15 protein-coding genes and 1 pseudogene are annotated in these 18,407 nt (G+C 72.6%); 12 read left to right on the forward strand and 4 right to left on the reverse strand.

The window, feature by feature from the left end:
- Positions 1-20: 20 nt before the first annotated feature.
- Positions 21-650, reverse strand: coding sequence for a TetR/AcrR family transcriptional regulator (locus tag ABEA24_RS22060; protein WP_345432869.1), 630 nt, complete (start codon positions 648-650; stop codon positions 21-23).
- Positions 651-769: 119 nt separating this feature from the next.
- On the opposite strand from ABEA24_RS22060, the gene ABEA24_RS22065 reads away from it, so the two are divergent.
- The gene (locus tag ABEA24_RS22065) at positions 770-1,921 is read left to right on the forward strand and encodes an FAD-dependent oxidoreductase (protein ID WP_345432870.1); all 1,152 of its coding nucleotides are present in this window, start codon (positions 770-772) and stop codon (positions 1,919-1,921) included.
- 819 nt (positions 1,922-2,740) lie between these two features.
- Here the strand turns inward: ABEA24_RS22065 and ABEA24_RS22070 are convergent.
- Together ABEA24_RS22070 and ABEA24_RS22075 are read right to left on the reverse strand one after the other, a co-directional pair.
- Positions 2,741-3,520: pseudogene (locus ABEA24_RS22070) on the reverse strand (serine/threonine-protein kinase); the annotation flags it as partial.
- A 46-nt stretch (positions 3,521-3,566) separates the two neighbouring features.
- Positions 3,567-5,453 (reverse strand): N-6 DNA methylase, encoded by a 1,887-nt coding sequence (locus ABEA24_RS22075; RefSeq protein WP_345432871.1) that lies wholly within the window; start codon positions 5,451-5,453, stop codon positions 3,567-3,569.
- A 200-nt stretch (positions 5,454-5,653) separates the two neighbouring features.
- On the opposite strand from ABEA24_RS22075, the gene ABEA24_RS22080 reads away from it, so the two are divergent.
- The 7 genes from ABEA24_RS22080 (at position 5,654) to ABEA24_RS22110 (ending at position 13,184) form a co-directional block, all read left to right on the forward strand.
- The gene (locus ABEA24_RS22080) at positions 5,654-6,391 is read left to right on the forward strand and encodes a hypothetical protein (protein ID WP_345432872.1); all 738 of its coding nucleotides are present in this window, start codon (positions 5,654-5,656) and stop codon (positions 6,389-6,391) included.
- A gap of 115 nt (positions 6,392-6,506) precedes the next feature.
- Positions 6,507-7,358, forward strand: coding sequence for an EamA family transporter (locus tag ABEA24_RS22085; RefSeq protein ID WP_345432873.1), 852 nt, complete (start codon positions 6,507-6,509; stop codon positions 7,356-7,358).
- Positions 7,359-7,692: 334 nt separating this feature from the next.
- Complete coding sequence (locus ABEA24_RS22090) at positions 7,693-8,859, forward strand: RNA-guided endonuclease InsQ/TnpB family protein (protein ID WP_345432874.1); 1,167 nt, start codon at positions 7,693-7,695, stop codon at positions 8,857-8,859.
- A gap of 146 nt (positions 8,860-9,005) precedes the next feature.
- Complete coding sequence (locus tag ABEA24_RS22095) at positions 9,006-10,034, forward strand: helix-turn-helix transcriptional regulator (RefSeq protein ID WP_345432875.1); 1,029 nt, start codon at positions 9,006-9,008, stop codon at positions 10,032-10,034.
- Positions 10,035-10,213: 179 nt separating this feature from the next.
- The gene (locus tag ABEA24_RS22100; protein WP_345432876.1) at positions 10,214-10,720 is read left to right on the forward strand and encodes a PadR family transcriptional regulator; all 507 of its coding nucleotides are present in this window, start codon (positions 10,214-10,216) and stop codon (positions 10,718-10,720) included.
- A gap of 2 nt (positions 10,721-10,722) precedes the next feature.
- Positions 10,723-11,448, forward strand: coding sequence for an ABC transporter ATP-binding protein (locus ABEA24_RS22105; RefSeq protein ID WP_345432877.1), 726 nt, complete (start codon positions 10,723-10,725; stop codon positions 11,446-11,448).
- On the forward strand, positions 11,448-13,184 hold the full coding sequence (locus ABEA24_RS22110; RefSeq protein WP_345432878.1) for an FtsX-like permease family protein: 1,737 nt from the start codon (positions 11,448-11,450) through the stop codon (positions 13,182-13,184). Before ABEA24_RS22105 ends, ABEA24_RS22110 begins: the two co-directional genes overlap by 1 nt.
- A gap of 139 nt (positions 13,185-13,323) precedes the next feature.
- Here the strand turns inward: ABEA24_RS22110 and ABEA24_RS22115 are convergent, their stop codons facing one another.
- On the reverse strand, positions 13,324-14,247 hold the full coding sequence (locus tag ABEA24_RS22115; protein ID WP_345432879.1) for a helix-turn-helix transcriptional regulator: 924 nt from the start codon (positions 14,245-14,247) through the stop codon (positions 13,324-13,326).
- A 127-nt stretch (positions 14,248-14,374) separates the two neighbouring features.
- Between ABEA24_RS22115 and ABEA24_RS22120 the strand changes: the two genes are divergently transcribed.
- From ABEA24_RS22120 to ABEA24_RS22135, 4 genes are all read left to right on the forward strand, one after another.
- A complete protein-coding gene (locus tag ABEA24_RS22120) occupies positions 14,375-15,352 on the forward strand; it encodes an aldo/keto reductase (RefSeq protein WP_345432880.1) in 978 nt (325 codons plus the stop codon).
- A 50-nt stretch (positions 15,353-15,402) separates the two neighbouring features.
- Positions 15,403-16,437, forward strand: a complete 1,035-nt coding sequence (locus tag ABEA24_RS22125; protein WP_345432881.1) for a zinc-binding dehydrogenase — start codon at positions 15,403-15,405, stop codon at positions 16,435-16,437.
- Between the two features lie 117 nt (positions 16,438-16,554).
- Positions 16,555-17,937, forward strand: a complete 1,383-nt coding sequence (locus ABEA24_RS22130; protein WP_345432882.1) for an MFS transporter — start codon at positions 16,555-16,557, stop codon at positions 17,935-17,937.
- A 26-nt stretch (positions 17,938-17,963) separates the two neighbouring features.
- Complete coding sequence (locus tag ABEA24_RS22135; RefSeq protein WP_345432883.1) at positions 17,964-18,344, forward strand: DUF2255 family protein; 381 nt, start codon at positions 17,964-17,966, stop codon at positions 18,342-18,344.
- Positions 18,345-18,407: the final 63 nt, after the last annotated feature.

The raw sequence follows: 18,407 nt of genomic DNA on the forward strand, positions 1-18,407 counted from the left end.
AACGGCCGTAGGTCGCTCACCTACGGTTCGAGACCGATGAGCCGGGCCAGGACGGCCACCTGGTCGGCGAAGTGCTCGATGAGTTCGGGGGATCGGGGATCGGTGCCGCAGACGCCTTCGATGACGTGCGGCAGCGTCGTGGTGGCCATGGCGGCGGCCATCAGCATGACCAGCAGGCAGGCCGGATCCACCTCGGCCGGTAGCCGACCGGATCGTTGCAGTTCGCGAAGCTCTTCGAGGCTCTCGCCGAGCAGTTGGGCGCGCGAGGCGTGATCGGGGTCGTCGTCCGGCCCGGTGTACTGCAGGCCGCTCCAGGCCAGCAGTCGCGGGCCATCGGGGTTGTGCAAGGCCTCCAGAGCATGTCGCCGCAGTTGTTCGGGTAGCGGTGTGCCCGGTGGCGTCAGCTCGCGTCGCCGCTCCTGCCACTGCTGCGACATGGCCTCGTACAGGCCCTCTTTGCCGTCGAAGTAGTAGGAGATCAGCTGCTGGTTGACCCCTGCCCTGGCGGCGATCGCGCTGACCCGGGCACCCGCGTAACCGTGCGCGCCGAACTCGGCCTCCGCCGCGTCGAGGATGAGCCGGCGGGTTCGTTCAGGGTCGCGCTGCCGCTCTTGCGGCTCGGGCGACCTGTGCTTCTTCGACGGTGGCACCCCTGAATCGTACACGCGAATGAGATAATCAAACATTCGGTTGACCTAGTCATATGGACGATTGATTATGGATCCGCTGCGGCTGACAGTCGCAGTCCCGTACGACGAAGGGCACCGAGATGTCAGATCGACCACGGATTCTCATCGCCGGCGGCGGTGTCGGCGGCCTGGCGCTCGCCCAGGCGCTGCGCCGCGACGGCCTGGACGTCGCCGTGTACGAGCAGGACCCCACGCCGACGATCCGCAACCAGGGCTACCGCATCCACATCGACGCCAACGGCAACGCCGCGCTGAGGACCTGCCTGGCATCGGAGGCGCTCGACCTGGTGCGCCGTACGAGTGGGGTCAACGGTGACCTGGTGGCCGGATACACCCATCGCCTGGAGGAGGTGACGACGCAGACCTTCCCGGGAATCGCCGACGACGAGATCACCAACGTGGACCGGAACGCCTTCCGGCAGGGCCTGCTCTCCGGCCTGGCCGACGTCGTCCACTTCGGGCGGACGGTGGCCGGCTACCGGATCACCGGCTCCGGCCGGGTACGAGTGGAGTTCGCCGAAGGCGGCGGCGAGGAGGGCGACCTGCTCGTCGGCGCGGACGGCGTCGGGTCGGCGGTACGTCGGCGGTTGCTCCCGCACGCCACCGTCAAAGACCTCGGCGTCCGGTGCGTCTACGGTCGGATGACGATCAACGAGACCACCGATGCGCTCATCCCGGAGGCCTTCAACCGTGGTTTGTCCTGGGTCGCCGACGACAAGGGGCTCGGCGCCGGATTCGCGCCGGTGCGGTTCCGCTCACGGCCGGAGGGCGCGTCGGACTACCTGATGACCACTCTCATCGGGACTCCGGAGCGTCTCGGGACGTCCGATGAGGACCTGTTCAAGCTCCCGCCGCAAGATCTATGGAAGATCACCGTCGAGGCCACCACCGACTGGCACCCGGCGGTCCGGGAGCTCTTCGCGCACGCCGACGCCGACACGTTCTTCCCGATCGCCATCCGCGCCGGTGAACGCGTCGACGCGTGGAAGTCCGGCCCGGTCACGCTTCTCGGCGACGCCATCCACACCATGCCGCCGGCCGGCGGCGTCGGCGCGAACACCGCGCTACAGGACGCCGCGACACTGGCCGACGAACTACTCGCCGCCGTTCGGGGAGAAAAATCCCTCATCGACGCGGTCGCCGCGTACGAGCGCACCATGCTCCCGCGCGGCTTCGACACCGTCGACAACTCGCTCCGGATGGCCGGCCGGATGTTCGGCACGGCCGACTGACAAGGGGCTTCTGGCAGGTTCGAGCAGGCGCAGGTGCGTCGTCGCGTTGACCCACAGGGCGTGCACGATCCCGGCCGGCCACAGCAGCAGTCCCAGCACCATGCCCGCCGTCGTCTGGACCGTGTCGGTGTCGTCATCAGGGCCACTGCCGATGAGGACGAAGGCGACGACCGCCAGCACGAGGTAGACCCCGGCGGTGATGAGCCACGACGGCCGCCGGTGCCGGACCGCGATGTAGCCGAACGACAGCCAGGTGCCCGCGCCGAAGGCGAGCGTCGGCACCATCCAGAGACTGTGCAGCACCTTCCAGCCGATCCCGTACGGCTCCGACGGACCGTGCCTGACAGGTGCGGCGCCGCCACGCCCCGGAACGGTGCCGGCGTCCATGCCGGGAACGGCCGCCGGTCGATGACCGCCCGTGCCGTGAACACCGCCGGTCGCATGTGGAGCGCCGGTCCCATGCGAGGCTCCGGTGGCATGCAGGGCGCCGGACGGGTGAGGACCGCCGGGCGCATGACGACCGTCGGATACGGAGGGAACGCCGGGTGTGTGCGGACTGCCCAGTGCGGGGACGTCGGCTTGTTCCTGCAGGGCAGCGAGCACCGGACCGGCCTGGGCGGGCGGAGGCTGTGCCGCTCGATCGGCGGTCGCCGTACGACCGGTGGCGGACTGCGGGTCGGCCGTGCCCGCCAGGCGTACGAGGACGCGGGAGTAGAGGTGCGGGCCGCGGTCTCCGGCGACGTCGATCTCGCCGAGCGGGCCCGGGGGGACGACGTGCGGGAGCAGGCGGTCGTACGTCTCCCGGGCGGTCGCGGGGCGGCGTGCCGGGTCCTTCTCCAGGAGCTGCCGGACCAGCATGTCGAGCGCGGCGGGAACGTCGTCGCGAGGCAGTGGCGCGGGGGCCTGTTCGAGCTGGCGCTGCATGAGCTCGGCCGGTGAGGCGGCGTCGAAGACGGGTTCGCCGGCGAGCATCTCGTGCAGCACGCACCCGAGCGCGTACAGGTCGGTGTGCGGGCCGGTGGGCAGGCCGCGCAGCTGTTCGGGCGCCATGTACGCGGGGGTGCCGATCGGCTGGCCGGTCCGGGTGAGCCGGGAGATCGCCGTCTGGTCGATCAGGGTGGCGACGCCGAAGTCGAGCACCTTGACGGCGCCGTCGCCGGTGACCATGACGTTCTGCGGTTTGACGTCCCGGTGGACGAGGCCGCGCTCGTGCGCGGCGGCGAGCACCGCCGCGACCTGCGCGCCGATCCCGGCCGCCCAGGGCAGCGGCAGCGGGCCCTCCTCGGCCATCAGGTCGCCGAGTGTGCGGCCCTCGACGAGCTCCAGGACGAGGAACAGCCCGCCGTCGTACGTGCCGGCGTCGTACACGGCGGGAACCCCGGGGTGCCGGAGCCCGGCCGTGACGGCCGCCTCGCGGGCGAACCGGCGGGCGAGCTCGTCCGGGTGGGTGTGGCCGGCGAGGGTGTCCTCGGTCAGCAGCTTGACCGCGACGCGGCGCTCCAGCTGTCGGTCCTCGCCTTCCCAGACCTGGCCCATGCCACCGCGGCCGAGCGGGCTCAGCAGCTCGTAGCGACCGGCCAGCACCAGGTGCCGCCCCACGTTCCCTCTTCTCGCCGTGCCATGACAATTGGACCTTACGGTGGCGTCACCGGGACGCTGGGGGAGGGGGTGCGAGGGTGCCCTCGGCGACCCCGTCGGCCAGCAGCTGCGCGAGCTCGGTGCCCATGGCGACGGTGTTCCGCAGGGCCGATTCGAACTCCGTCATCCGGCGGAAGGCGGCGCCGTACCGCTGCTGGTCGTCCAGCGGCAGGCGGGGCACCTGGGCGCGCCGGATGTCGGCCCGGCCGATCGTCCCGGTCGACTGGACGATCGTCGCGCGGGCGTTGGCCGAGCTGCGCAGGACACCGGCGACGAAGTACGGGTCGAGGTGCCGGGGATCGACGCGGATCAGGCACAGCTGCGGGCCGAGGAGGGGCCCGTCGGCCTCGGCGACCCGGACCGCGAAGCGCCGGGCGACCACGGCCACCACGACGTCGCCGGCTTCGATGGGGATCCAGCGGGCGTCGTCGCGGGGGCCACTGCCCGTCGGGGCGCGACCCTCGATGACGTCCTCGGCGGTGAGCAGCGGAGGGTCGCCGCCGCCGCCGTCCTCGGTGTCCCCGCGCATCGGCGTGTGGTGGATCGTGAGGTGCCCCATCCGGGCGAGTTCGGACAGCGGAACGGACCGGGCCTCCGGACGGCCCGCCGCCGGAGGCAGTGCCGGAACGAGACCACCGGCCTTCTCGAGCGTCGAGGCCAGCCGGTCGTGGGTCTCGGCGAAGCGTTCGGCGATGCGCTCGGACCGGGCGGCGGACACGTGACGGGACGGCGTCAGGTCGACCTCCTCGTCGAGCAGGTCGATCACGGGGACGGCCCGGCTGACGCCCGCCGCGTCGTGGTCGGGGTCGTCCGCGTGCCGCCGCCACGTGGTGACGACCGTGTCCGGGTCGGCGCTGTCGATCATGAGGACGGTCGACGGCGGGGTGCCCTCGGGGCGGCGCAGGATCCATAGGTGGTGGGTCGCGGACAGTCCCGCCAGGGTGCGCAGCGCGCCCTTGCGGAGCAGCTGCGCTCGGATCCGGCGGCCCGATCGGCGGCCGGCCGCGACGGCGGGCATCAGGACGACCGCCCGCCCGCCTGGCGCGAGGTGGGCGAGCGCGTGCTGCACCCATGCCAGCTCCGGCTCCAGGCGCGGCGGCAGGCCGTACTCCCAGCGCGGGTCCGCGGTGAGCTCCTCGTGCCCCCACGCGCGCTCGTGGAACGGGGGATCGCAGACGACCACGTCGGCCAGGGCCCCGGGGAAGGCGTCGCGGCGCAGCGAGTCGCCGTCCAGGACGGTCGCCTCGCCGCCGAGGAGAGTGAGCCGGACGGCGGCCAGCCGGGCGACGTCCCGGTCGGTGTCCTGGCCGAGCAGACGGCGCTGGTCCGGGCCCTCACCGATCGCGGCGAGGAGGAGGTCGCCGGTGCCGCAGGCCGGGTCGAGGACCGTACGGGCGTCGCCGGCGAGCGCGGCCATCAGGGCGGCTGCCTCCGGGGGAGTGGTGGAGGCACGACGGGTCTGCGTCTCCCGATAGCGGGTGAAGAGGAACTCGAACGCCTCGACCGCGCCCCGGGCGTCGGCGAGCTCGGCGACCGCCTGGGCCGTCTCGGTGCTCAGCGGGCCCGCCGGGCGGCCGAGCCTGAGCGCTCCGGTCGTGTGGTGCTCGAGGAGCAGCTCTCCGGCGTCCGCGAGGACCTCGGCGACCCGCAGATCGTCGCGGGCCTCGGCCCGTAGTTGCTGCCAGACGCGCTCCTCCAGCGGGAGCTCCCGGAGTTTGTGCTGGTCGCGGAGCCAGGCCTCGATCTCGGCGAGCGCGAAGACGGGGCTGGTGGGGGTGCCTCCCACCGGCTGGGGGAAGTCGGGGTGCCGACGGCGCCAGTTGCTCACGGCCGCCCGTCCGACCCCGGCCAGCCGGGCGATGTCCGCCGCGCTCACAGTTGCGTCGTCCTGCACGGTCCGTCGTTCCCCTCACGGTCCCTGAACGCGACCCGGCGCCCCGGCTGTTGCGTCGCCACGTTACAGCCAAGTGATCGAACAGTCGACCACAACCGTCACAGTTGTTAATCGGATTCACATGTGCTTTTCTTGGCGAGCGCCGGAACCAGTGAGTGTCCGGTGAGCATGATCAACTACTTCAGCCTTGGAGACCGGAGATGAAGATCCCCCCTGCCCGCCGGATCCGGACCGGCGCGATCCTCGCCGCGGCCGGCGCCGCCGTTCTCGCCGTCGGCGGCTGCGGCGGCAGCGGTGGTGCCGCGACGCACGACTCGGCCACCGGCTCCAAGGCGCCGGCCGCCCCGGCCGCGCCGGAGATCCTGAAGGGCTCCGCCCTCAAGGGACTCCTGCTCCCCGCGAGCGCCATGCCGAAGGGCTTCCGGATCGAGGCCGACGGCACCCGGAACAGCGGCGAGGCCGTCGCGCCCCGCACCAGCGCCCCCGTCCCGGCGAAGAAGGTCTGCGGCGCGCTCGGCCAGACGTCCTGGATCCGCGTCACGGGGATCGGCGAGGCCGCGTTCGCGCAGACCGACTTCGGCAACGCCGGCAACACCGAGGAGATCGCACAGGAGATCGACACCTACCACGGCGACGACGCGCGCCAGGCGATGGCGGAACTGCGGAAGGTCTTCGCCCACTGCGCGACGTTCACCGACAAGTCGAGCGGCGCGACGGCAAAGGTCAAGGTGACGAGCGCGAAGCTGCACGGCGTGGGCGACGAGGGCGTCAAGGCCGTCGCGACGTCGTCGGCCTGGGACGGCGGCACGACGCTGGCCGCGGTCAGGGTCGGGAACGCGATCGTCACCACCCTCTACAGCTCCAGCCACGCCGACAAGGGAGCCGCGGCGGTCACCATGACCGAGCAGGTGGCCAAGAAGGTCAACGCCGCGAGCTGACCGGCCGGCTCCGGGGCCGCCCTCGCGTCGCGGCGGGACACGAAGAGCCCCCGCCCCGGTCCTGGTCTCCGGCCGGGCACTTCCCAAGATCATGGCGATCGGGTGAGGTGGACGGGTGAGTCATTCGTCCCCTCTCGCCCCCGCCCTGGCCGTGATCTTCGCAGGAGTCCTCCACGCGATCTGGAACGCCCTCGCCAAGGCGGCCACCGACCGCTACGCCGGCTTCGCGCTGATCGGAGTGGCGCAGGGCGGCGCGGGCCTGCTGATGCTGTGCCTGGCCGCCGCGCCCGCCCGCGCCTCCTGGCCGTGGATCGCGGCCTCGGTCGTCCTGCACGCCGTCTACACCTGGCTGCTCGCGCGCTCGTACGAGCTGGGTGACTTCAACCAGGTGTACCCGCTGGCCCGGGGCACGGGGCCGCTCATCGTCGCGTTCGTCGCCGCGACCGCGCTGGGCGAGCGGCTGAGCGTCACGCAGCTCGCCGGGGTGGCGGCGGTGTGCGGCGGGCTGGGGGCGCTGGCGCTCGCCGGGGGCGCGTCGCGCCGGCAGGGGCGCGCCATCGGCGCGGCCGTGCTCACCGGCATCTCGATCGCCGCGTACACCCTGGTCGACGGCGTGGGCGTGCGGCACGCGGGCACGGCCGTCGGCTACAGCGGCTGGCTGTTCTTCGGCATGGGGCCCGTCGTCGTCGCCTGGGTGGCCGCGGCGCGCGGCCGGTCGGTGTGGCCCGGGGTGCGGGCCCAGTGGTGGACCGGCCTGCCCGGCGGGCTGATCTCGGTGCTGGGCTACGGCATCGTCGTCTGGGCGCAGACGCGCGGCGCGCTCGCCGCGGTGGCGGCCCTGCGCGAGACCGGCGTCATCACCGGCGCGATCATCGGCGCCGTCTTCTTCCACGAGCGCATGGGACTGCCGAGACTGGCGGCCGCGGGCGTCGTCGTCACGGGCGTCGCCCTGATCAACCTGCACTGAGAGCGAGCCCGAGCCGTTCCCGGCCGGACGAGCCTCGCCTCGACAGGGCGCCTCGCGTCGATTTCAGCGTGTTCTTGAATCGCATCCTGATCTTTGCGGCGGGCAGCGCAGCAGCAGCGTTGTGGAAGGTCGCCCGTTCAGGCGGTGCCCCCTGGTCGGTGGACTCCTTGATGCTCGGCAGTGGGACGCGCTCGCCTGCGCCGGCGAAGTGGAAGGGGGACCAGAAGCGGTCGCCCCACAGCTACGTGCGAATGTGGCCAGCTCTTGCTTCCCCTGCGAATATGGGTTCGATTTCCCGGCGTGATGACGTAAAGCGATGATATGGTCACGAACTGTGAAGGTCGTGGTGCAGGTCAAGCTGGTGCCGACGCCCGTGCAGGCGGCGGCGCTGAAGCACACCCTGCGCACGGTCAACGAGGCCGCGTGCTGGGTCTCTGGTGTGGCTTTCGAGCGCGGGGTTCCGCGTGAGTACGAACTGCGTAAACACACCTATGCCCAGCTCAAGGAACGTGGTCTGGGTGCGCAGGTCGCCCAGCATGTGATCAAGAAGGTTCGGGATGCCTACACCAGCCTGCACGCCAACCTGCGGGCGGGGAACCTGGGGAAGAAGGGTTCCAAGCGCTGGGTCAAGGCCGTCTCCAAGCCGATCACCTTCCGGCCCCAGGCCGCGCAGCCGTATGACGACCGGTGCCTGTCGTGGCAGTACGACGCCCAGACCGTTTCGATCTGGACGATGGCGGGCCGGTTGAAGGGCGTGCGCTTCGCCTGCTCACCGAACGCGCTCAAGCAGCTCACCGCCCACCGCAAGGGTGAGGCGGATCTGGTCGAACGCGATGGCGTGTTCTTCCTGATCGCAACGTGTGAGGTGCCCGAGGCCGAGACTCGTGAGCCGGGCACCTTTATCGGGGTGGATTTGGGCATCGTCAACATCGCCACCACCTCCACCGGCCACCGGGCCGCCGGACGCAACCTCAACCGCTACCGCAAGCGGCAACTCGCGTTGCGGGCCAAGCTGCAGAAGAAGGGCACCAAGTCCGCCAAACGCCTGTTGGCCAAGCAGCGCCGGAAGGAATCGCGGCGCGCTAAAGACATCAACCATTGTGTTTCCAAGACGATCGTGACCGAGGCTGAACGCACCGGACGCGGAATCTCCCTCGAAGACTTGACGGGGATTCGTGACCGGGTACGGCTCCGCAAGCCCCAACGGGTCGCCCTGCACACCTGGGCCTTCGCCCAGCTCGCGGACTTCATCGTCTACAAGGCACGCCGGGTCGGTGTGCCTGTCGTGTTCGTCGACCCCGCGTACTCCTCCAGGCAGTGCGCCGAGTGCGGGCACATCGACCGGCTCAACCGGGTGTCTCAAGCATTGTTCATCTGCCGGGGTTGCGGCGTCGTTGCGCACGCGGACCGGAATGCTTCCCGTGTTCTGGCTCGAAGGGGCCAGGACGCGTGGGATGCGGGGCGGACGTCACACGTCCCGGCCACCAGCCCACGACGCTGATGGCCAAGATGCGGCGGATCACCTCACAGCCAGTGAGGCTCTAGCCGCACGCTCGGTCCCTTCCGGACCGAGAAGCTGACTGATTACCCGGATATGAAGATCTAGCGCATCGCCTTGGTGTTCACTTCTGACGACAGTGGGGCACGATGAGTCTGGCGCACCCGGACCGGATGGCGCGCGAGCTGTACGCGGCGGCGAGGCAGGGGGCCACCAGCAACGAGCTGGGGGAGGCGATCTCCCGGGCCTTAGGGGCCGTGGCGCACGACGCGGTGCACCTGGCGGGTACGTGTCCGGCGGCGGGGTTCGGGCCCGCGTCGTTCAGTTTCTGGCACGGCGTGGAAGCCGACTTCGGCCGGGCGCTGCTGCGCGACTACCACGCAGGCCTCCATCCGTGCCCGCCCGAGGACCTCGCCAGGTTGCCGGTTCCCGCGGGCGTGGTCGGGCCCGGTGACGGTCGGACCCGGCGCCTCTTCGATGCCCACGGAGTCGGGTGCGAGCTGCGGCTCCTGCTGCGGGACTCCTGGGGGACATGGGGAATTCTGGGGCTGCTGCGCGCCGAGGGAGGCAGACCGTTCGACGGCCGTGACATCGCGCGGGCGGCGCAGGCAGCGCCGGCGCTGGCCAAGGTCGTGCGCGGCTATGTCACCGCGGGCCCGCTCACGCCTGCCGGTCCCGCGCCACCGCCCGGCGTGGTCATCCTCGGCCCGGACCACGCGATCCGATCGGCCACCCCTCAGGCGCACGCGCTGCGAGACCGGCTGGACGGCGACCACACCTCGCCCGATTGGGCCTTCCTCTCGTTCCTGTCCGGTCTGTCGATGCGCGCCCACAGGGCCGGCAGCACACAACCTGTGCTGGCCTTCGGGCCGGCGGCCAGCTACGGCCGGTGGATGGTGTGCGAGGCGCAACCGCTGGACGGCGACAGTACCGGGGACGTGGCGGTCATCATCCAGTCCGCGGACGGCGAGCGGCTGCTCCCGCACTTCTGCGACTGGTACGGGATCACTCCCCGCGAACGCCAGGTCGTCACGCACCTGCGCGACGCGTTGGCGGCCAAGCGCATCGCCCGCCGCCTCGAGATGTCGGTGCACACGGTGAACGACCACCTCAAGGCGGTCTACCGCAAAACCGGCGCCGGCTCCCGCGACGAACTCCTCGCCGCCATCGCCAACTGACGGCATCGGCACGCAGGAACGGCACGGTCGCCCCGGGCGACGGCCGCCCGCACCCATACGATTCGCACTCTTATGACGGCGTCCTGACGCGAGCCGCCCGCGCACCGCGGGCGGCTCGCGTTTGACGCCCCCTATGGCTAGCCGTTATCTATAGGGATAACCGTTAGAGGTGATCACTCGTGCAGGACGTCGTGCTGGCACTGCTGGCCAAGGAGCCCTCCCACGGCTACGAGCTGCGGGCCCGGCTGCAGGATGCGCTCGGCCCGATGGGGGACGCGCTCAACGCCGGGCAGGTCTACGTCACCCTTTCCCGGCTGGAGAAGTCCGGGCTGGTGTCCGTCGAGCACGTCGGCCAGGCCCACCGGCCGGACCGGAAGGTGTACGCGCTGACGGCCGAGGGCGGCCGGCGCGTCGACGCCTGGCTCGCGGACCTGACCTGGGGCAAGCCGAGTGAGTTCCACCTGAAGCTCGTCGCCGCGGCGGCGGCCCGGCTCGCCGACCCGCTGGACCTCGTGGAGGCCCAGCGCCGGGAGCTGCTGCGCCGGCTGGCCGACGTGCAGCGCGCCGTGCTGAACGAGCCGCACGGCTCGGCGGCGGCGCTGCTCCTCGAAGGCGTGACGCTGCGGCTGGAGGCCGACCTGCGCTGGCTCGACGCGTGCGCCCGGCACTGGGACCGAAAGGGCTGACCATGGCAATACTGCGGGCTCGCGGGCTGCGCAAGGAGTACGGCAGGGGAGCGGGCCTGGTCCGCGCGGTCGACCACGTCGACCTGGACGTGGCGCCCGGGGAGACCGTCGCCATCGTGGGGCCGAGCGGCTGCGGAAAGTCGACGCTGCTGCACCTGCTCGGCGGGCTCGAACGCTCCACCGGCGGCGAACTGCACCTTGCCGACCGGCGGATCGACCGGATGTCGGAGACCGAGCTCGCCCGGCTCCGGCGGCACGCGATCGGGTTCGTCTTCCAGGCCTTCCAGCTCGTCGACGAGCTCACCGCCCGGGAGAACGTCGAGCTGCCCGCCCTGCTCGCCGGCGTCGGCCCCCGGGAGGCCCGGCGGCGGGCCGCCGAACTGCTGGAGCGGGTCGGGCTGGCCGACCGCGCGAGCCACCTGCCCGCGGCGCTGTCCGGCGGGCAGCGCCAGCGGGTCGCGGTCGCCCGCGCCCTGATCGGCCGGCCGCTCATCGTGCTGGCCGACGAGCCCACCGGCAACCTCGACAGCGCGGCGACCACCGAGGTGCTGCGGCTGTTCGCCGCGCTCCGCGCCGAGGGGCAGACCCTGCTGCTGGTCACGCACGAGTCCCGGGTCGCGGCCACGGCCGACCGTGTGATCACCATGCGGGACGGCGTGCTGGTCGGCGAGACCGACATGGCCGGCGCGGGCGGCGGCCTCGGGGCGTACGCCGGGCTGGAGGGCTGATGAGCGTGCTCACCGTGATGATCCGCCTGGCCCTGCGCGACCTGCGCCGCCGCCGCGGCGAGGCGTTCCTGCTGCTGGTCGCCCTCGCGGCGACCACGACGACGCTCACCGTCGGACTCACGGTGGGAGGGGCGGCCGACCGGCCCTGGGACCGTACGCGCGCCGCGACCGCCGGACCCGACGCGGTCGCCACGGCGCCCCGGTCCGCCGACCTGGCCGCGCTCGCGCACGCGCCCGGCGTCACCGGGACGGCCGGCCCGTACGCCATGGTCGCCGTCGAGGACCTGCGCGTCCGGGACGTGCGCGTCGCGGCGGTCGTGCAGGGACGCGACACCGCCGCCGGGCCGATCGACCGGCCGCGGCTCACCGCGGGCGGCTGGGCCCGGCGCGGCGGCGTCGTCGTCGAACGCGCCTTCGCGCACGCGCTGAACGTACGGCCGGGCGACGAGCTCACGATCGCCGGCCGTCGGCTCCGCGTCGCGGGCGTCGCCGTCACCGCAGCCCGGGTGCCCTATCCCTCCGCCACGCCCGGCCTGGTCTGGACGGCGCGGGCCGACCTGAAGGCGCTCGGCAGGCCGGTGACCTCCCAGGTGATGCCGATCCGCCTCGCCGACCCGGCCGCCGCGCCCGCCTTCGCCGCCGCGCACCGGAACGTGCGCTCCTGGCAGGACATGGGGGCGTACGCCACCGCCGAACTCCACCTGGTGAACCAGGCCCTGGTGACCGGCACCTGGGCGCTGGCGCTGCTGGCCGTCGCGTTCGTGGCGGTCCTGGTCGGCGGGCGTCTCGCGGACCAGACCCGCCGGGTCGGGCTGCTGAAGGCGGTCGGCGCGACACCCCGGCTGGTCGCGTTCGTCCTGCTCGCCGAGCACCTGCTGGTGGCCCTCGCTGCGGCGGCCGTCGGGCTCGTCGCCGGCTGGGCGGCGGCCCCGGCGCTGGCCCGGCCGAGCGCCGGGCTGCTGGACGCCGGCCGCCCGGACCTGACCTTCGGCTCCGCGCTGATCGTGGTCGTCGTGGCCCTCGCCGTGACCGGCGCGGCGACCGTGGTCCCGGCGATCCGCGGCGCCCGCACCAGCACCGTACGGGCGCTGTCCGGCCCGGCGCGGACGCCCCGGCGTTCGCCTCGCCTGATCGCGCTGTCCGCCCGGCTCCCGGTGCCGCTCCTGCTGGGCGTACGCCTCGCGGTACGCCGCCCGCGCCGGGCCGTGTTCGCCCTGATCAGTCTGGCGATCACCGCCGCGATGGTCGTCGCGGCGCTCGCCATGCACGGCGACATCGCCCGGAAGGACGCCCGGACGACCGGGATCATGTTCGTGCCCGGTGTCCCCAACCCGGTGACCGAGCAGGTGAACCAGGTCGTGTTCGCGCTCACCGTCGCGCTGCTGGCGCTCGCGGCGGTCAACGCCGTCCTCATCGCCTGGGCGACGTCGCTCGACTCCCGCCGGCCGACCGCGCTCGCCCGCGCCCTCGGCGCGACCCCGGGCCAGGTGACCGCCGGACTGTCGGCGGCACAGCTGCTCCCCGCCGCCCTGGCCGGGGCCCTCGGCATCCCCCTCGGCCTGGCGGTCTATGCCGCGGCCCGGGCGGCCGGCGGCGCGTCGGGCGGCGGCGCGATCCCGTACGCGTCGCTGCCCGCCGTCATCCCGGGAACCCTCGTGGCGGTCGCGCTGCTCACCACCCTTCCGGTCCGCATGGCCGGCCGTCGCCCCGTCGCCGAGGCGCTGCGCGCCGAGTGACGGCTTTGAGAGAGGCCCTAGCCGCCCGGTGAGGCGGCCCACGGTCGGCGCGCGAGCCGAGAAGGGCGACGGCACCCGGCCCGCCCGGCAGAACCGCCGCGACGAAGCCCCCGCACCGACTGACCGGCAGGAGCAGGGGTCATCGCCGAGGGCCTTCGGGGCTGGAACCCAGAGAATCCTTGGCCGAACGGCGGACGGCGGGCACGGAGCCGGCCATGTCGAGGAGGACGATCGCGTCGTACTCGGGGCTGCCGGGTTCGGCGTAGTAGGCGTTGAGGCGGTGGCCGGGGGTGCCCTCCAGCTGCATGGACTGGAAGCCGAGGGTCAGGTCGCCGACCTCCGGATGGTGGTACGTCTTACGGCCGTGGGGGCGGGCCTTCACCTCATAGCGCTCCCACAGGCGCGCGAATTCGGGGCTCTTGAGCAGCAGCTCGCCGACGAGCTGGGCGAGGTCGGGGGCGTCGGGGTCGGTGCCGGCCAGGGCTCGCAGACGGGCGACACAGCCGCGGACCTGGTTGTCCCAGTCGTCGAACAGGTCGCGGGCCGCGGGGTGGAGGAACACGAAACGCGCGATGTTGCGCTGCTTGACCGGCCAGTCCTCCATCCCGGCGAACAGCCGCAGCGCGGCGGGATTGCAGGCGAGCAGGTCCATCGTGCGGCTGACCACGTACGCGGGGTTGGGTCGCAGGCTGTCCAGCAGCAGCTTGACACCGGGCCGTACGGTCCGGCTGGGGGCGGTCGGCGGCTCCGGGGCCTGCCGGGCGGCCCGCAGCGCGAGTTCGCGCAGGTGCTCGTGTTCCTCCTCGTCCAGGCGGAGGGCGCGGGCGAGGGCGTCGACGACCGACGGGCTGGGGCGGGTCTCCTTCCCACGTTCCAGGCGCGTGTAGTAGTCGATGCTCACCCCGGCGAGGGTGGAGAGTTCCTCGCGGCGCAGGCCGGGGGTGCGCCGCAGGCCGGGGCCGATCGTGAGGCCGACCTCGGCGGGGGTCACCTGGGTGCGGCGGGCGCGTAGGAAACGCCCCAGCTCCGTGCCGCCGTCACCGCCGCTCTGCTGCCTCGTCATGTCTCCAGTCTGGCGGCGCCGGGACCGGCGCGGAACGCGGGTGGGGGGCCCTGTCACACCCCCGAACACGAGTCCCCGGCACGGCGCGGTCTGCCACATGGCGAACCCGGCGGGGAGGATCGATGGCATGCGTACCACCACGATCGGCAGCACGGGCCCGGCGGTCGGCGTCATCGGCCTGGGCTGCATGGGGATGACCTTCTCGTACGACATGAAAGCCCCGCGGGACGAGAAGACGTCGATCTCGGTGATCCATCAGGCCCTCGACCTGGGCGTGACGCTGATCGACACCGCGGACGTCTACGGTCCGTACACCAACGAGGAGCTGGTCGGCCGGGCCCTTGCCGGCGGCCACCGCGACCGCGCGGTGCTGGCCACCAAGGTCGGATTGGTCGTGAGCGACCCGACCGGCGGCCCCGACGGTTCCCCGCTCATCGTCAATGACGGACGCCCCGAGCACGTCCGCAGGTCGATCGACGAGAGCCTGCGCCGTCTCGGCACCGACCACGTCGACCTCTACCAGCTGCACCGGGTCGACCCGCAGGTGCCGATCGAGGAGACCTGGGGAGCGATGGCGGAGGCCGTGGCGGCCGGCAAGGCCCGCTACCTCGGCCTGTCCGAGGTGACCGTGGACCAGATCAAGCGGGCCCAGGCCGTACACCCGGTGACGTCCGTACAGTCGGAGTTCTCGCTGTGGACCCGGGACGTGCAGGACGAGGTCCTGCCGTACTGCGAGGAGCAGGGCATCGGCTTCCTGCCGTTCTCGCCGCTGGGGCGAGGATTCCTCGTCGGACGGTTCTCCTCCTTCGACGACCTGCCCGAAGACGACTTCCGGCGCCGGCTGCCGCGCTTCCAGCAGGAGGCGCTGCGCGCCAACCTGGCCATCGTCGGCCGGGTACGCGAGATCGCCGAGCGGGCCGGGGTCACCCCGGCACAGGTGGCGCTCGCCTGGGTGGTGGCCCAGGGCCGGTACGTCGTGCCGATCCCCGGGACCAAGACCCCGAAGTACCTGGTGGACAACGCCGGGGCCGGCGAGGTCGAGCCGAGCGCGGCGGACCTGGCCGCACTCGACGCCCTGCCCGCGCCGACCGGCGGCCGCTACTGACCGGCGACATCTCGTCGCCTCCGTGACGAACAACGATGGGAAAGAGCTCGATGCGAGCAACGGTGATGTACGGCGCCGGTGACGTGCGCGTGGAGGACGTGCCGGACCCGAAGATCCAGAACCCGACGGACGCCGTCGTACGAGTACTGCGCTCCTGCGTCTGCGGCAGCGACCTGTGGCCGTACGGGGCGATGCCGGCGTCGGAGCAGGGACGCCGGATGGGCCACGAGTTCCTCGGCGTCGTCGAGGACGTCGGCTCGGACGTGCCCGGGCTGACCTCCGGGGACCTCGTGGTCGCGCCCTTCCTCTGGGAGGACGGCACCTGTGACTTCTGCCGCGAGGGCCTGCACTCCTCCTGCCGGAACGGCGGCCAGTGGGGGCTGAACGGCGTGGACGGCGGTCAGGGCGAGGCCGTGCGCGTGCCGCAGGCGCAGGGCACCCTGGTCAGGCTGCCGGTCGGCGAGGACTCCGCCCTGCTGCCCTCGCTGCTGACCCTGTCCGACGTCCTCTGCACGGGGCACCACGGCGCACGGACCGCGGGCGCCGCGCCCGGCAGGTCGGTGACGGTCATCGGCGACGGCGCGGTCGGGCTCTGCGCGGTGCTGGCCGCCAGGCGGCTCGGCGCCGAGCGGATCATCCTCATGGGCCGGCACAAGGACCGCACCGACCTCGGCAGGGACTTCGGCGCCACCGACGTGGTCGCCGAGCGCGGCGAGGAGGGCATCGAACGGGTCCGCGAGCTGACCGGCGGCGACGGCACCCACGCGGTGGTGGAGGCCGTCGGCGCGGAGCAGGCCCTGGACATGGCGCTCGGGGTGGTCCGCCACGGCGGCGCGATCAGCCGGCTCGGCGTGCCGCAGTACCAGAAGGGCCCGATGGGCATGGACACGATCATGCGCAACATCACCTTCACCGGCGGCGTGGCGCCCGCCCGCGCGTACATCGAGGAACTGCTGCCCGACGTGCTCGACGGCACGATCGAGCCGGGGCGGGTGTTCAACCGCACCATCGGCCTGGGCGAGGTCCCGGACGGCTACCGCGCGATGGCCGACCGCGAGGCGTTGAAGGTGCTCATCCAGCCCTGATCCGTCCCGGCCGGACGCCGCCGTGGACCGCGGGTTCAGCGCTCCCGGTCCGTGGCGGGCGTCGAGGAGCGCTGCGAGGCGGTCATTTATCCATTCCCTCTTCAGGAGACCTTCCCCGTGTTCACTTCCTCCGCGTCCGCCCGGCGATCCGCCGGCAGCACCGCCGTGCGACGCGGGTCCGGCCCCGCCCTGGCGGCCGCGCTCCTCGGCTTCTTCGTCATAACCCTCGACGCCCTCGTGGTGAACGTCGCGCTGCCCGCCATCGGGCGCGGCTTCGGCGGCGGTATGACCGGGCTGCAGTGGGTGGTCGACGGCTACACGCTCATGTTCGCCGCCCTGCTGCTGTCCTCCGGGGCGGTCAGTGACCGGATCGGCGCGCGCCAGGCGTTCGGGGCCGGGCTGGCGGTCTTCGTGGCCGCCTCGGCGGCCTGCGGACTGGCGTCGAGCCTGGGCGTGCTGATCGTCGCGCGGCTGGTTCAGGGCGCGGGAGCCTCGGTGATCGTTCCCGCCTCGCTGGCCCTGATCCGCGAAACGTTCCCGGACCCGGCCAGGCGGGCCCGGGCGATCTCGATCTGGGCGCTGGGCGGCTCGGTGGGCGCCGCGGCCGGACCGGTCGCGGGCGGCCTGCTGAGTCTGATCAGCTGGCGGATGATCTTCTTCGTCAACCTGCCGGTGGGACTGGTGGCGCTGTTCCTGCTCACCCGTACGCCGCGCTCACCGCGCCGGGACGCCCCGTTCGACTGGATCGGGCAGGGGGCGGCGGTCCTGGCGATGGGCTCCCTCACGTACGGGGCGATCGAGGCCGGCGCCGACGGCTTCGGCACGGCACGCGTCCTGATCGCGCTGGCCGTGGCCGTGGTGGCGGCGGTCGTCTTCCTGGTCGCTCAGGCGCGCGGGAGGCACCCGATGGTGCCGCTGCCGCTGCTCCGCTCCCGGACGATGGTGATCGCGGCAGCCGTGGGCTTCGCGCTGAACGTCGGCTTCTACGGCATGGTCTTCCTGCTCAGCCTGTACCTCCAGCAGGCACGGGGCCTGTCCGCCCTGGCCACCGGGCTGGCGTTCCTGCCGATGACGGTGCTGACCGCCTTCGTGAGCCCGACCTCGGCCTGGTTCGCCGCGAGATTCGGTCCGCGGATGCCGGTCGTCGCCGGGCAGTGCCTGATGGCCGTGGGCCTGCTGATCCTCTGCGTCCCTCCGGCGGCCTCGCCCACCTGGCTGCTCGTCCTGCTGATGATCCCCGTCGGGACGGGTGGCTCCCTGGCCGTACCGGCGGTGACCTCGCTGCTCCTCGACAGGGTCCCGGCCGCGCGCGCCGGCACCGCGAGCGGCGTCCTCAACACCTCCCGCCAGATCGGCGGCGCGCTGGCCGTGGCCGTCTTCGGCGCCCTGGTCGCCGACCAGGCGCACTTCTTCACCGGTCTGCACACCAGCCTGCTGACGGCCGCGCTGCTCGTGCTCGCGGCCGCGGCGACCAGCCTGCTGCTCCGGCCCGCCCCGTGACCCGTACGAGCAAAGGAGACACCCCGATGACCGCATGGACGAGCGACGAGCTCACGAAAATCGAGACGGTGGAGGAGCTGCGGATCGCGTCCCTACGGCGCGACGGCACGCTGAGCGACCGGCGGACGATCTGGGTCGTCCGGCTGGGCGACGACGTCTACGTCCGCTCGGTGAACGGGCCGGCCTCCGCCTGGTACCGCGGCACCCGCGCACGCCAGGAGGGCCGGATCCGGGCGGGCGGGGTGGAGAAGAACGTCACGTTCGTGGACGCCGACCACGACCTGAACGACCGGATCGACGCGGCCTACCGCGCCAAGTACGGCCACTACGCCGCGTCCATCATCGCGTCCATCACGAGCCCGAAGGCGAACGCCACCACGATCCGGCTCGTCCCGCGGAGCCACTGACCTTCCAACGTGCCCACCGTCAACGCCTACGCCGAGGCCCGGTACTGAAGGCGTGATCTCTCG

The organism is Actinoallomurus vinaceus (assembly GCF_039542055.1).
Taxonomy (GTDB): domain Bacteria; phylum Actinomycetota; class Actinomycetes; order Streptosporangiales; family Streptosporangiaceae; genus Actinoallomurus; species Actinoallomurus vinaceus.

Bases quoted from the DNA above. Each gene is read 5' to 3' on its own strand.
- ABEA24_RS22120 (WP_345432880.1), top strand. From the start codon at position 14,375: ATGCGTACCACCACGATCGGCAGCACGGGCCCGGCGGTCGGCGTCATC.
- ABEA24_RS22080 (WP_345432872.1), top strand. From the start codon at position 5,654: ATGAAGATCCCCCCTGCCCGCCGGATCCGGACCGGCGCGATCCTCGCC.
- ABEA24_RS22125 (WP_345432881.1), top strand. From the start codon at position 15,403: ATGCGAGCAACGGTGATGTACGGCGCCGGTGACGTGCGCGTGGAGGAC.
- ABEA24_RS22135 (WP_345432883.1), top strand. From the start codon at position 17,964: ATGACCGCATGGACGAGCGACGAGCTCACGAAAATCGAGACGGTGGAG.
- ABEA24_RS22095 (WP_345432875.1), top strand. From the start codon at position 9,006: ATGAGTCTGGCGCACCCGGACCGGATGGCGCGCGAGCTGTACGCGGCG.
- ABEA24_RS22110 (WP_345432878.1), top strand. From the start codon at position 11,448: ATGAGCGTGCTCACCGTGATGATCCGCCTGGCCCTGCGCGACCTGCGC.
- ABEA24_RS22065 (WP_345432870.1), top strand. From the start codon at position 770: ATGTCAGATCGACCACGGATTCTCATCGCCGGCGGCGGTGTCGGCGGC.
- ABEA24_RS22115 (WP_345432879.1), bottom strand. From the start codon at position 14,247: ATGACGAGGCAGCAGAGCGGCGGTGACGGCGGCACGGAGCTGGGGCGT.
- ABEA24_RS22105 (WP_345432877.1), top strand. From the start codon at position 10,723: ATGGCAATACTGCGGGCTCGCGGGCTGCGCAAGGAGTACGGCAGGGGA.